The following is a 13,198-nucleotide window of genomic DNA, read 5'->3' on the forward strand; positions in this document are numbered from 1 at the left end:
TAAATTCAATGGCATAGATATGCGGTATAATAATACCGCAGATATAATAAGTTTCTTTGACAGGCTTTATCAGGCGGCCATTAGCCCATAAATCCGGTGCTGTAACAGGGATATCGGATTATGGACCGACGTCAGTTTCTGAAATCCACCGCCGCAGTCAGCGCGGCCTTCACCGGCTTCGCTCTGATTTCGGGATGCGCGCGCAACGCGGCAGCCATCGAGGTAACGCCGGTTTCTCTGGTGCCGGACCCTGAGGGACTCCTCGACCTGCCGCCCGGCTTTTCCTATTCGGTAATTTCGACCGAGGGCGAGCCGATGTCTGACGGACTTCTCACGCCCGGCGATTTCGACGGAATGGCGGCCTTCGACATGCCCGACGGCCTCACGCTCATTCGCAACCACGAACTCAGTATCCGCCAGATGGAACGCTCGGCTTACATGCGGAACGGCCAACGCATTGGCGACCCTGACATTTCACGCTTTTACGATCCGATGCACGATGGCAGTGGCGTCCCTGGAGGCACAACCACGCTCGTCCTGGACCCGGATACTCTGGAAATCAGGCGGCAATTTCTGTCGCTCGTCGGCACTTATAACAATTGCGCGGGTGGCCCGACGCCATGGGGCAGCTGGCTGACATGCGAGGAAACCGTGGTTCGGGCCAACGAGCACATGACCCGCGATCATGGCTACGTTTTCGAGGTGCCTGCCGGCGCACGCGAACTTGTCGATGCCCGGGCGCTGACCGATATGGGTCGTTTCCGGCACGAAGCGGTCGCGGTCGATCCGGCTACCGGTATCGTCTATCTCACCGAAGACGATTACGATATCGCGCTGTTTTATCGTTTCATCCCCAATCAACGTGGCAACCTTGCGGCTGGCGGCCGCCTGCAATGTCTGAAAATCCGCGAAGTGCACGGACTTGATACCCGGAATTGGGAAGAGACCGGAATTTACATGGGCGAAAGTTTCGCCGTCGAATGGATGGATGTAGACCAACCCGACAATCCCGATGCGGACCTCGCCGAACGCCATGTTGCGGCAGGCGCCGCTCAGTTCACGCGTGGCGAAGGCATCTGGTTCGGCGATGGCGAGCTCTACTTCACCTGCACCGACGGCGGCCGGGAGCGCGTCGGGCAAATTTTCCGCTATATCCCGTCACGCCTTGAGGGACAGCCGGGTGAAGCCCGGGAACCAGGACGCCTTGAGCTCTTCATCGAGAGTCCGGGCGCCGAAATCATGGACTATTGCGACAATATCTGCATCGCGCCATGGGGCGATCTGATTGTTGCTGAGGATGGTCAGGGCGATCAATACATTCGCGGCGTGACGCCTGCGGGCCGTATCTATACGATTGCGCGCAACGCATTCAGCGTCGATGACCGCTACAGTGAGTTTTGTGGACCATGTTTCTCTCCGGACGGCAATATTCTGTTCCTGAACGTACAATCGGAACCCTCGCGAACCTTTGCAATCCGCGGGCCCTGGCAAAGCTTGGGCTCCTGACCGCAGGCGCAATGCTGCTGGCCGCCTGTGATCCGGCGCAGCCGGACGCGACGGGCGACACGACATCGCAACTGGCCGACGATGGTTACCTGGAAATGGTCTCCACCGGCGTGATGGAGCCGGTCCAGACCGAAGGCGTTTCAGCCGTCTCTTTCGTCCCTGATACATCAACAGCATGGGCGGGACTTGTGGCCGTAGCCCCCACCGAGGGCGGGATCGATCTTTTCAATGCTGATGGCGAATCCGTACACCGGATGACCGGACCCCGTCTTTGGGGACTTGCGACAGCTCCCGGCTTCCAGCTTCGGGGTGAAGCACTGCCGCTGCTTTTCGGTGCCGACCGGAACACCAATCTCGTTCGCGCTTTCGCACTGTTGCGTGACGGGCCGGAACTGATAGAGGCCCCCATTCAGCCGATCGGTCCGCAAGGGGATATTGCCAGCGTCTGTGCCCTTGGTGAGGGCATTGGCTATGTCGATCTTGTCGTTCTGTCTCGTGGTACATCCGTCGAGATCTGGCGGGTCGCAGATGATGGAGGCGATCTGATTGGCGCTGAACGCCGGGCACGATTCGACCTTCCCTCGCCGGCACGCTCCTGTGTCGCGTCCGATGGCGCAATTTATGCTGCGTCGCCAGCGGGCGGAATTTTCCGTTTCGATGAGGAAGGCAATGTCACGGCACAGATTGACGGCTATGCCAGCGCTCTGGCCGCCGGGGATTTTCTGGGCCGCCCCGTTCTGATCTTGTCCGATGGCAATTCCGAAACGCTGAATGTACGCGATGGAACCACCCTCTCCCCGATTGGCAATGTAATTGTCCGTGACGGCTTCTCTATTCCCGGGGTTGATCGTCCCGGCGCCCTTGCCGCAACAGAGGCATCATTCGGCGGCGCATCCTATCAAAGTGGACTGGTTGCGATTGCAGATGAAGAAGACGGCCGGGTCCGGCTGGTCGCCAGGGAAACCTTCGCCCGCGGCATCACCAACGTTGACTAGACCCGCCGCAGCTTCCAGGCCGTAACGCCGGCTGTCGTAAACAGGGCGATTGCTCCGGCCTGGTGCATCAGAGAAAGCGATAGTGGCGCTGCATGGACAAGGGTCGTGATGCCGAGAACGATCTGGATGATCGTGATGGCTGCAATCCACACAGCCGCGCGCTGCAGATCCGGATGACCATCACGCCAGAGCCGGAACGCCAGCACCCCGGCGCTGATCGCCACGATGTAGCCCAGCCAGCGATGATGAAGCTGTACAGCGGGACGGCTTTCAAAAATCGCCTGAAACCAACCCATACCGCCCAGATAGCCATCAGGTATCAGGCGACCTTCCATCAAAGGCCAGCTTGTATAGATGCGTCCGGCGTCCAGTCCGGCAACAAAGGCGCCGAGAATGATCTGAATGAACACCAGTGCCCAGAAAACCACGCCGAACGGCGCCTTGCGGTCTACCATCCGCGAACTGACACCGTAGCGTGCCTCCAGAGCCAGCCAGACTGACAGGCCGAGAATCACGAAGGCCATACCCAGATGAGTGGCGAGGCGATACTGGCTCACATCCAGCCGGTCCACGAGACCGCTGGAGACCATCCACCAGCCAATAGCGCCCTGCAGTCCTCCAAGGACGAACAGCGCGATCAAGGGCAGTTTGAGACGCTCCGGGATCATGCCGCGCAACCAGAAAATCGCGAACGGCACCGCGAAGACCAGGCCAATCATCCGGCCGAGGAATCGATGCCCCCATTCCCACCAGTAGATGAACTGGAACTCGCTCATCGACATGCCCCGGTTCTGGACCTGGTATTCGTGGGTCGAGCGGTAGAGTTCCAGCTCTCTATCCCAACCGGCCTCCGACAGAGGCGGTATGGCCCCTGTGACGGGCCGCCATTCAGTGATCGACAAGCCTGAATCCGTGAGCCGGGTCGCACCGCCGACGAGGATCATCGCCGACACCATGGCAGCGATAACAAGAAGCCAGATGAAAATGGCCTGACTGGTCTGCGGGCGAGCAAGCGGCATGGCGTTTCCTTTCGCTGCTGACTTACCCGGGTTTACGTCCAAGGCAAGTCCCGGCGCCCATTCGCCGCAGGTGGCAAAGGGGCTCGCCTCAAAGGATTCTCGCGCTAGTCTTTCGTCAGGCAAAGAGACCAGATGGGGAGCGTCATGAGCGATCTTGAAACTTTCCGCAGCGAGACCCGGGACTGGCTGGAAGCCAATTGCCCGGAATCGATGCGCAAACCGATGACCAATGAAAAAGACGTTTGCTGGGGTGGCAAGCGTTTCGAATTCGCCAGCGAAGATCAGAAGATCTGGCTGGAGCGCATGGCCGAACGCGGCTGGACCTGCCCGACCTGGCCGGCCGAATATGGTGGCGGCGGCCTCTCAAAGGAGGAGGCCGAGGTCCTGAAAGAGGAAATGGAACGCATCAAGGCGCGTCCGCCGCTTATCTCCTTCGGCATATGGATGCTGGGGCCAGCACTCCTGAAATACGGCACCGAAGAGCAGAAAAAGCACTACATCCCGCAGATCACGCGCGGCGAGATTCGCTGGGCTCAGGGCTATTCCGAGCCGGGCGCCGGATCCGACCTCGCATCGTTGCGTACCAAGGGCGAGGACAGGGGCGATCACTGGGTGGTGAATGGCCAGAAGGTCTGGACCAGCTACGCCGACGAGTGCGACTGGATTTTCGCACTGGTTCGCACCGAACCCGATGCGCCCAAGCATCTGGGCATTTCCTTCCTGCTGATCGACATGGAATGGGATGGTGTCTCGACGAAGCCAATCAAGCTGATCTCGGGCAAATCGCCCTTCTGTGAGACCTTCTTTGATGACGTAAAAGTTCCCAAGGAAAACGTCGTGAACGTGCCCGGCAAGGGCTGGGATGTGGCGAAATACCTGCTCTCGCATGAGCGCGCCAATATCGCAGGCGGTGGCAGCGGCGCCCAGATGAATCCGGTGACCGCCGCCCATAAATCCGGTTCGGTTGATGGCGATGGCCGCGTCGCCGATCCGATTCTGCGCGGTGATATCGCCCGTCTGACGATCGACGCGCTGGCCTTTGAAACGACGCTGCAGCGTATCAAGGACCAGGCCGATTCCGGCCAGGGCGTCGGCGCCAAGGCCTCGATGCTCAAATACTACGGAACCGAGTTGAACAAGCGCCGCCACGAATTGAACATGTCAGCGCTGGGAACAGATGGACTCCTGTGGGAAGGCGACAAGCCGGAAGATGGGGATCCCGCCCGCTCATGGCTGCGCTCCCGTGCCAATTCTATCGAGGGCGGCACATCCGAAATCCAGCTGAACATCCTTGCCAAGCGCGTCCTGGAACTGCCGGGCGGCTAAGCGGAGAACACATCAATGACTTATCTTCTGTCTGAAGAAGAGCAGATGCTGCGCGACAGCGCGAAAGCATTTCTCGAAGAAAAATCTCCGGTCTCCGAACTGCGCCGCTTGCGGGATGAAGGGTGCAAGGACGGATTTCGTCATGCGGTCTGGCAAGAAATGGGTGAGATGGGCTGGAACGGCATCGTCATTCCCGAAGAATATGGTGGAGTTGATATGGGCTTCACCGCGGCTGGCCTGATCCTTCAGGAAATGGGAAAGACGTTGGCAGCAACGCCCTTCCTGGCCTCCTCCATTCTTTGTGCAACAGCGCTCCGCATGGGCGGCACAGATGCTCAAAAAAGCGAGCACCTTCCAAAAATCGCCGCCGGTGAAAAGGTCTATGCCCTCGCCGTTGATGAAAAGGCCCGCCACGACGCCAATTCGATCGAGGCCACCGCATCCAAGGATGGCAACGGGTTCAAGCTGAGCGGCAAGAAACGCCATGTTGTCTGCGGCAATGGTGCCGACATCCTGATTGTTGCGGCCAGGACGGATGATGGTTCAATCGGGCTTTTCCTCGTTGACCCCTCCGCCCAGGGCGTGACCCGCACATTGCGGCGCTCGATCGACAGCCAGGCACCGGCTGACATCGATTTCGATGAAGTCAAACTGGACGGCGATGCGCTTCTGTCGGAAACCGATGACGGGCGCGCCCTTCTGGATGCCGTGCTCAATGCCGGCCGTGCCTGCCTTGCTGCCGAGCAATTGGGAGTCGCCGAGGAAGCGTTCGAACGCACCATTGATTACATCAAGGAGCGCGAGCAGTTCGGACAGAAAATCGGCTCATTCCAGGGCTTGCAGCACAGGGCAGCACACCTGCTGACCGAGGTGGAAATGACCCAGTCGCTTGTCATGAAAGCCTTGCGTCAACTCGATGAATCGCCGTCTCAGGCCCCGCTCTGGATTGCAGCCGCGAAAGCCAAGGCAACCAAGGTTGGCCGCCTTGCCGCTGCAGAAGCCATCCAGATGCACGGTGGTGTCGGGATGACCGACGAGTATGAGATCGGCTTTTTCTACAAGCGCGCTCAAGCCGCCGGCGAATTCCTCGGCGATGATGCCTGGGGTGCCGCCCAGGTCGCGACGATGAGCGGATACTAGCCGTATAAAGCTGAAAACAGGGGCCGCATCAAAAGGTGCGGCCCTTTTTTCATGCCTTCATGCCGCCGCATTTTCCCGGCCAGATACCGGAAAGACAGGGAGGCTGAATTGGCGGAAAGCAGCATTCCGGGGGTATACGGGCGCGGCGGCGTCGTGGCGCGGCTTCTGATTCTGGTTTCCAGCATTTGTCTGGCCGCGGGACTCCTGACACCAATGCTGGAGACCCGGCGGCTGATATTCTTTCATGACGCACATTCCCTTCTGGATGTCACCCGTGCCCTCCTCGAGGACGGCCAGCTGCTTCTGGGAATGGTGATCCTTGTTTTCTCGATCCTGTTTCCGATCGGCAAGGCGTTCTATCTGGCAGCGGTCAATGCCGGCTGGGCCCACGGACGCAGCGTGCTGATCTGGGTCGATCGTCTTGGCAAATGGTCGATGATGGATGTCCTGATCGCGGCCATCATCGTATTCACCCTGTCAGGTGATCGTGCCATGCGAATTTCCGAGCAGCCCGGCCTCTACTTTTTCACCGCCGCGATAATCGGCCTGATGATCGCCTCCGGCCTGATTGTGCGGGACTCCCCTGCCCGCGCCTAACAGGCGCCCAGAGACGATCCATTTTTGCAAAGCGAGAAATTACCGGTCCAACCGGAGCCGCCAGCCGTCCTATAGTAGACAATATAGCGGTCGGGTCCGGTCCGCGGTCCGAAAACGACTCGAATATCGAGAGCGGTGTTCCGGAAATAGACCCAGCTATCATCCGGGTTCACATTGTATTCCTCCATGCAAAGGGCCTCGCCCATTGTAATGGCTTCGGCGTCGTCCGGTGCGCCTTCTGCCAGTGATATCGCCTGCAATCGCCGCTGCAGACGTCCCTGGGTCAAATTCGCTGGAGCGCAGGCATCATAAGCAATCACATTGAATGTGCCGGTCACGGGTGTTCCCTGCCCGGACTGGTTTTCAGCACTGAATTCAAATGTATGGCTGCCTGACTCAGACGGAAATGTTCCCGATACGACCCCCGTCAGATTGTTAAAGCTGTATGGAATGCTTGGAGGCGTTGTCAGAACAAAGCGATCGATCTCGATATTGCCGTCAGCATGATCGTCGAGATCGACGGCAAAGGTCCCGTCGGTATCATCTTCCAGCGTGAACGCCGTCACGACGGGCACAGGTAGCGCATCCACAGTGACAGTTGCAGCCATGGCCGGAGACCATCCCGATGAATTTCCCGCCCTGTAGGTAAAGGTGTCACCCCCGGCCGCGCCGCCGGCCGTATACGTATACGCACCGGTCGCTGCATCCAGCGTCAATGTGCCCAGGCCGGGCCCCGATACGATTTCAAACCGGTCGTAATATCCGGTGGCATGGGTTGAAAGATTCCCGCTCGCCTGATCGTACGCCGTCACAGTAAAAGCATGGGCAGAATTCCCGGGAGGAACCAGATCACCGCTATCGCGAATAGCGACAGATGTGGAGCCACGGACCTGCCCGTCCACCTGCATCTGGAACTGGAAACGCTGGCTGGCATCAAACGGCGTCACATAATCTGTTTGCACAAACACACCGAATGTCGGTGTTTCGTTGGCGCCAATATTCAGCGTCAGCGATTCTGCGGGATTGGCCATGCACGCCCCCACCCCGTCCGTCTGACACACAAGTCCCGTTGCCGGCAGACCAGGATCCAGCGAACGCGCCGAAACTGTCACATCACCGGCACCACCCAGATTGATCGTGGCGACCGAAAACACACCGCCCGGGCCAACAGCAATGTCCACAATGCCGTTATTATTGATCGTGGCGGAAAGCGCGATCAGGTCCGGGCCACCGGCAGTATCCGCGCCCAGATCAATCGTGTTCAGTCCGGGCGATACCAGAGCCATTGGGATATTGTCGCATGAGGCATAGGGAGCGAACCGCACCGTAGAGGTGATGTCATCACCCGGCGTCAGCGACACAAGGAAAGTCTGATATCCACCAGCCGGAATGTTCACCGGCGTATCCGGCGATCCTGTCAGCCCATTGGTCGCCGGGTCAGTGGTCTGATAGCTGAAACTGTTCCGGTAAGGTCCGTGGTGTTCGATAATGCAGTTCGTACCATCGACACTGCCAGGATTGATGACCGTCATGAATGCCGTCGCGGCCGTGTTGGTCGCCACATAGCGGCTGGTTGGCAAAACAGCGCTGGCCAGGCGCGGATTGGGTACACCACGCGAAGGCTGTCCGGTCGCATAATCCGTCAGGGCCCGCGCCGCATAGGCACCATTTCCAGCCGCGTCATCAATCGGCACGCCGCAAAAACTGCCCCGTTCCGGGCATTCCACATTCGGATCGGAAAATTGCGGCGTCCGGTTAGCTCCGTAGGCCATGACAGATGTGAAAATGCCACCGTCAGCGGTCGCACTGTCAATCCTGAAGCCTCGCGCCCAGTTCACAGGCCGGCCGCGCGAGCCGGAACAATTGTCGACACCTTCGTCACAATCCGTGGCAACACCATGCGCCAGTCCCATATTGTGTCCGGTCTCGTGGGCGAGCGTCAGGCCGTTATGGCAAACATTGATATGGGAGCGACCGAACAGCGTGGATTCCGGATTGTGCACATAGCCGAGGCCACAAAAATTCTCGCGACTTGAGTCATAAACCCGGTTAAGCGAGATGACGTCGGTCTGAAGGGAATCAATCCGGTCCTGAAGACCATCGAAAACGCCGCGGCGCCCGCCCAGGTCCGTCAAAAGGTCATCGCTGGGATAATCGATCGCGACGTCCATGAATTGCAGCTGGGTCAGATCAGCCGTTAGCGGAACACCGGAATTGACGAGCGCCGTCGTCAGATTGCCGATATCCGTCACCGCGAGATCCGGCAGGCCCCAACCATGCGTCTCGATCATCTGAATGTCGTAGAAATAGAGAAAATCGAGCGTGTCCGACCCTGCCTGAATCCGGTCGAGTCCGTCCTCGGCTGCCATTGCCGAAACCGGCCCCAGTCCTGGGTCCAGAACCCCGTCATTTTCAGCCAGCGGAGGGTCTTCAGATGTTCGCAGGACAAGGCCGCCGCCGACCGACGGGCTGATCTCGTATTGGGCATCCCCCTGCCAGATACGGGCATAGGTCGCGTTGAGACCGATATGCATCAATACGCGGTCACCACTCTCCAGATCTATCTGGAGATGGCGTCCGCCCGTTGCCGTCGGAAAGTTGGACGTCATCACACCATCAACCATCCCGCCTTCCGGCATTGGTACCCGGATCATGTCTCCCGGAGCCAAATGGCCGATATGCGGTAAAACGTCTACGGGAGCCGAGAACGTTTCCTGGAGTCCACCGATATTTTCCGTGCCCTCAACCTGCTGCTCCGCTGTCCGCTGGATGTCCCAGGCAACGGGCACCTGAGCCTGAACAGGCGCCGACGCAATCAAGCAGGCAATGGAAAGGATGGCACGCATCAACATCTCCCTTTGTTATCCGGGAGTGTGACTCAGCCCGTATGGCAGGCCAACCACAAATCGTGTGCGGGAAATGGTCGGAGCGGCGAGATTTGAACTCGCGACCCCCGGTCCCCCAGACCGGTGCGCTAACCGGGCTGCGCCACGCTCCGAACCGAATTAGCAGGATCGCAAAGCGCCTGCAGGGGAAGCGTCTTATAGGAGCGGCTTTCGCCCACGGCAACTGCGGAAGTTAGTGCGTCGCGCGCGCTGCCAGCGTTTCATCCAGCTTGGCCTTGGCGGCCGCAAGTTTCCGGATCACCTGGCGTAGCCCCGCAGTATCCCCGTCAGTTGCGGCCGGCACATAACGATCAGCAATGGCAGGCGTTGCTGGAACGTCGCCATCGCCTGAGGCCAGCCCTGCCACATCTGCCACGCCATGTTCACGTAGGTATTTCTGGGCCCCCTTGATGGTGTAGCCCTGCTCGTAGAGCAATGTCCGGATGCCGCGCAGGAGCTGGATGTCACCGGGCCGGTAGAGACGCCGTCCACCGGCGCGTTTGACGGGTTTGATCTGCGAAAAGCGGCTTTCCCAGAACCGCAAGACATGCGCCGGCAGGTCCAGCTCGTCGGCTGCTTCACTGATAGTCCGGTAGGCGTCGGGTGCCTTCTTGGTCACTGGCCGTCCTTAGGAATGGCCCGCATCAACCTTTTCCTTCAAGACCTGGGATGGCTTGAAGGTCAGAACACGGCGGGGCTCGATGGGCACTTCTTCGCCCGTCTTCGGATTACGTCCGATCCGCCCGTTTTTGTCACGCAACACAAAAGAACCGAATGAAGAAAGCTTCACCGAATCTCCGGCAGCCAGCGAATCCGAGATCATTCCCAGTACGGACTGGACCAGATCAGACGATTCCTGTCGCGACAAACCGATCTTCTGATGCACGGCATCTGCCAGATCAGCTCGCGTTACGGTTTTACCTGACATTTTATTCCCCCACTAGACGAGAACAGGCTAGTCCCAACAGGCCAGCCTCGTCAATGTGTTAGCGCGTTCTAATCTTTAAAAACGCACCAGCGCCGACCCCCAGGTCAAGCCGCCGCCCAAAGCTTCCAGCAGACACAGATCACCGCGCTTGATCCGGCCATCATTGACGGCCTGATGAAACGCCAGAGGCACGGAAGCGGCAGACGTATTTCCATGTTGCGCGACGGTGGAAATCACCTTGTCCCGCGAGATTTTCAACTTGTCGGCCACGCCTTCGAGAATGCGCTGATTGGCCTGGTGCGGTACAAACCAGTCAATCTCCTCGATGGCGATCTTTTCGCGTTCGATGAGACGTTCCATGGAATTGGAAATCTTGGTCACCGCATGCTTGAAGACGGCAGGGCCTTCCATGGTCAGGACGCCCGATGATTGCGTCGAAGAGACCCCTCCGGTCGTTTTCAGCAAGCCGGAATAGCGGCCTTCGGATCGCAGATCATAGCCAACCAGGCCAGCCTTGCCGCCTTTAGCGCGCTCCAGAACCCAGGCCCCGGCCCCATCGCCAAACAGCACGCAGGTCGTCCGATCCTCCCAGTTGAGGATGCGCGACATGGTTTCAGCACCGATGACAAGCGCTCGCTCGAATACGCCGCCCTTCAGCAAACCATCTGTCACCGCCAGCGCGTAGACAAAACCAGAGCACACGGCCTGGACGTCGAATGCAGCACCGTGACGCATGTCCAGCTTGTTCTGGATCAGAGCGGCCGTAGACGGGAAAACAAGATCCGGCGTGGTCGTCGCGACAACGATCAGATCAATGTCATCCACCCCGCAGCCTGCATCGGCCAGCGCCGCCAATGCCGCCGCATGTCCCAGGTCGGCTGTCGTCTCTCCATCAGCCGCAACGTGACGCTCCCTAATACCCGTCCGGGCCTGGATCCATTCATCGCTGGTGTCCACGAAAGTGGAAATTTCGGCATTGGTGAGAACGCGCTCTGGGAGATACGCCCCCTGCCCCGCAACTCGGCTGATTATACGGGTCACGAATTGCTTTCGCTGGATTGTTCTTCGGCGGCTTTAAGCCGGTCGAGATTGGCTTCAATCTCGGTCAGGAAGTGGCTGCCGGCCATGTCGATTCCCAACCCCAGTGCTGTCGCAAAGCCTTCACCGTCCGTTCCCCCATGACTTTTCACGACCATGCCGTTCAAGCCCAACAGGACACCGCCATTAATGGATCGCGGGTCGAGTTTTGCCCGCAAATGATCGAGTCCGCCCATCTGGAGGAAAGCCGCGCCAATCTTGGCGGTGATCGAACTGGTGAATGCTTCCCGCATCCAGTGCCCTACGAGCTTAACGGCACCCTCAGCAGTCTTCAGGGCTATATTGCCACTGAAACCGTCGGTGACGACCACATCCGTCAGGCCAAGCGAGATGTCATCGCCCTCGACAAACCCGTGGTAATTGAGGTCCAGAGCCGCTTCGCGGATCAAGCGCGCGGCGGCCCGCACCGTATCATTCCCCTTGAGTTCTTCCTGACCGACATTCAGCAAGCCGACAGTGGGATTGGTTGAACCATGCACCGCCCTGTGAAAGGCCTCGCCCATGATTGCGAATTCCACGAGCTGGGATGGTCCGCACTCGACATTCGCCCCGACATCCAGAACCACAGTATGTCCGCGCGGCGTTGGCCAGCTGGCCGAGATGGCCGGGCGGTGAACGCCCTTTTTCATACGCAAAACAACTTTGGAAATGGCCATAAGCGCACCGGTATTGCCCGCGGACACGACCACATCCGCATCACCGGCCTTAACCGCAGCCAGCGCATTCCACATCGAAGAGCCTCTTGACCGACGAACCGCCTCACTCGGCTTGTCGGTCATTCGAACTTCGGTATCCGTGTGCTGAACCGCGATCCGATCTCGGGCTTTGGCGCTCAACTTTTCGATCAATGGCGACAGCTGCGCTTCATCACCGTGCACCAGGAAACGGGCTGCACTGTCGTGCCGGCGTTTCAGGATATGCTCTATGCCTTCAACCGCGATAGAGGGGCCCTGATCGGCTCCCATCGCATCGACCGAAATGATTGGCGAAGTGTGTGACATACCCACGCAAGTGCTGTGCGCGGCGAACCGGCGCAGTGAACGATTGGCGCGACCTTAGTCCAACATGAAGGCGATGCAAGCAGCCAAAACCGGAGGTTCAGCTCCCGTCAGCAGCAGGAAATAACTGGCTGTCCGGCGCGACGGGAGCCAACAGGTCACGGCCCGAGAGATGCTGTTCCGACGCCCTGCAATAAGCCGCCAGGCGATCAGAATTCCGGTCTGCTTCCGTTTCGAAAATGTTTCGCGCCATCATTGCGGAAAGAGCATCGGATTCATCTGCATCACGCGCTTCGAGATAGGCCTTGAAGCGCCCGAAGAAGACTTCCGCCATGGCTCGTACCTTCTTGCCGATACTGGTATCACCGATACCCATCTCGCGCATGGCGTAATCCATGTCCTTGAAGAAATGTTCGAACAGATTCTGTCCGACCGCTTTGCCTGCCTCGCCCTGGCCGTTCAGCCGGTCAACCGCGAGAATGACATGCAGCGCAATAATCTCGAACCGCCCCTCTGCGGTATCGGGCACGCCCATGTCACGGTAGAAAACCGGCTGGCGGGCGGCATCGACGATGCTGCTGTACAACGCCTCGACATGCGCTTTCGCCTGCCTTCGGCGCTTGAAGATCGACCACATGCGATGAACACTCCCTTGCATTCGCCCTTGAAGCTATGATCAGGCTTGGGTAGGTCAACGCGGCATACT

At 59.0% G+C, this 13,198-nt stretch carries 12 protein-coding genes and 1 tRNA gene; 5 read left to right on the plus strand and 8 right to left on the minus strand.

Features of this window, described 5'->3' with window-relative positions; translation table 11 throughout:
* Positions 1-120 precede the first annotated feature (120 nt).
* Complete coding sequence (locus tag V0U79_RS01400; protein ID WP_330197667.1) at positions 121-1,506, plus strand: alkaline phosphatase PhoX; 1,386 nt, start codon at positions 121-123, stop codon at positions 1,504-1,506.
* 11 nt (positions 1,507-1,517) lie between these two features.
* The gene (locus tag V0U79_RS01405) at positions 1,518-2,501 is read left to right on the plus strand and encodes a hypothetical protein (protein WP_330197668.1); all 984 of its coding nucleotides are present in this window, start codon (positions 1,518-1,520) and stop codon (positions 2,499-2,501) included.
* Here the strand turns inward: V0U79_RS01405 and V0U79_RS01410 are convergent.
* On the minus strand, positions 2,498-3,520 hold the full coding sequence (locus V0U79_RS01410; protein ID WP_330197669.1) for a COX15/CtaA family protein: 1,023 nt from the start codon (positions 3,518-3,520) through the stop codon (positions 2,498-2,500). The genes V0U79_RS01405 and V0U79_RS01410 overlap by 4 nt on opposite strands.
* Positions 3,521-3,664: 144 nt before the next feature.
* Between V0U79_RS01410 and V0U79_RS01415 the strand changes: the two genes are divergently transcribed.
* The 3 genes from V0U79_RS01415 to V0U79_RS01425 all read left to right on the plus strand — a co-directional run bounded on the left by V0U79_RS01415 (position 3,665) and on the right by V0U79_RS01425 (position 6,583).
* The gene (locus tag V0U79_RS01415) at positions 3,665-4,846 is read left to right on the plus strand and encodes an acyl-CoA dehydrogenase family protein (RefSeq protein ID WP_330197670.1); all 1,182 of its coding nucleotides are present in this window, start codon (positions 3,665-3,667) and stop codon (positions 4,844-4,846) included.
* Between the two features lie 15 nt (positions 4,847-4,861).
* The gene (locus V0U79_RS01420) at positions 4,862-5,986 is read left to right on the plus strand and encodes an acyl-CoA dehydrogenase family protein (RefSeq protein WP_330197671.1); all 1,125 of its coding nucleotides are present in this window, start codon (positions 4,862-4,864) and stop codon (positions 5,984-5,986) included.
* Between the two features lie 108 nt (positions 5,987-6,094).
* Positions 6,095-6,583: a paraquat-inducible protein A gene (locus tag V0U79_RS01425; protein WP_330197672.1), complete on the plus strand. Its 489-nt coding sequence runs from the start codon at positions 6,095-6,097 to the stop codon at positions 6,581-6,583.
* Here the strand turns inward: V0U79_RS01425 and V0U79_RS01430 are convergent.
* From V0U79_RS01430 to V0U79_RS01460, 7 genes are all read right to left on the minus strand, one after another.
* Positions 6,580-9,429 carry an Ig-like domain-containing protein gene (locus V0U79_RS01430; protein ID WP_330197673.1) on the minus strand — a complete coding sequence of 950 codons (2,850 nt, stop codon included), beginning with the start codon at positions 9,427-9,429 and terminating at the stop codon, positions 6,580-6,582. The two genes, V0U79_RS01425 and V0U79_RS01430, sit on opposite strands and share 4 nt — an antisense overlap.
* Before the next feature lie 74 nt (positions 9,430-9,503).
* Positions 9,504-9,581: transfer RNA gene (locus V0U79_RS01435), tRNA-Pro, on the minus strand.
* Positions 9,582-9,661: 80 nt separating this feature from the next.
* Entirely contained in the window at positions 9,662-10,087 is a 426-nt protein-coding gene (locus tag V0U79_RS01440) for a MerR family transcriptional regulator (protein WP_330197674.1), read from the minus strand.
* 9 nt (positions 10,088-10,096) lie between these two features.
* Complete coding sequence (locus V0U79_RS01445; protein WP_330197675.1) at positions 10,097-10,396, minus strand: integration host factor subunit alpha; 300 nt, start codon at positions 10,394-10,396, stop codon at positions 10,097-10,099.
* A 75-nt stretch (positions 10,397-10,471) separates the two neighbouring features.
* Positions 10,472-11,437: a beta-ketoacyl-ACP synthase III gene (locus V0U79_RS01450; protein WP_330197676.1), complete on the minus strand. Its 966-nt coding sequence runs from the start codon at positions 11,435-11,437 to the stop codon at positions 10,472-10,474.
* Positions 11,434-12,495 carry a phosphate acyltransferase PlsX gene (gene plsX, locus V0U79_RS01455; RefSeq protein WP_330197677.1) on the minus strand — a complete coding sequence of 354 codons (1,062 nt, stop codon included), beginning with the start codon at positions 12,493-12,495 and terminating at the stop codon, positions 11,434-11,436. The genes V0U79_RS01450 and plsX overlap by 4 nt, the downstream gene beginning before the upstream one ends.
* A gap of 97 nt (positions 12,496-12,592) precedes the next feature.
* Positions 12,593-13,129, minus strand: coding sequence for a ubiquinol-cytochrome C chaperone family protein (locus V0U79_RS01460; protein WP_330197678.1), 537 nt, complete (start codon positions 13,127-13,129; stop codon positions 12,593-12,595).
* Positions 13,130-13,198: the final 69 nt, after the last annotated feature.

The sequence above is a fragment of the Hyphobacterium lacteum genome (assembly GCF_036330345.1).
Taxonomy (GTDB): Bacteria; Pseudomonadota; Alphaproteobacteria; order Caulobacterales; family Maricaulaceae; genus Hyphobacterium; species Hyphobacterium lacteum.

Coding starts and splice junctions, on each gene's coding strand:
- V0U79_RS01415 (WP_330197670.1), top strand. CDS start 3,665: ATGAGCGATCTTGAAACTTTCCGCAGCGAGACCCGGGACTGGCTGGAA.
- V0U79_RS01405 (WP_330197668.1), top strand. CDS start 1,518: ATGCTGCTGGCCGCCTGTGATCCGGCGCAGCCGGACGCGACGGGCGAC.
- plsX (WP_330197677.1), bottom strand. CDS start 12,495: ATGTCACACACTTCGCCAATCATTTCGGTCGATGCGATGGGAGCCGAT.
- V0U79_RS01445 (WP_330197675.1), bottom strand. CDS start 10,396: ATGTCAGGTAAAACCGTAACGCGAGCTGATCTGGCAGATGCCGTGCAT.
- V0U79_RS01430 (WP_330197673.1), bottom strand. CDS start 9,429: ATGCGTGCCATCCTTTCCATTGCCTGCTTGATTGCGTCGGCGCCTGTT.
- V0U79_RS01460 (WP_330197678.1), bottom strand. CDS start 13,129: ATGTGGTCGATCTTCAAGCGCCGAAGGCAGGCGAAAGCGCATGTCGAG.
- V0U79_RS01400 (WP_330197667.1), top strand. CDS start 121: ATGGACCGACGTCAGTTTCTGAAATCCACCGCCGCAGTCAGCGCGGCC.
- V0U79_RS01420 (WP_330197671.1), top strand. CDS start 4,862: ATGACTTATCTTCTGTCTGAAGAAGAGCAGATGCTGCGCGACAGCGCG.
- V0U79_RS01410 (WP_330197669.1), bottom strand. CDS start 3,520: ATGCCGCTTGCTCGCCCGCAGACCAGTCAGGCCATTTTCATCTGGCTT.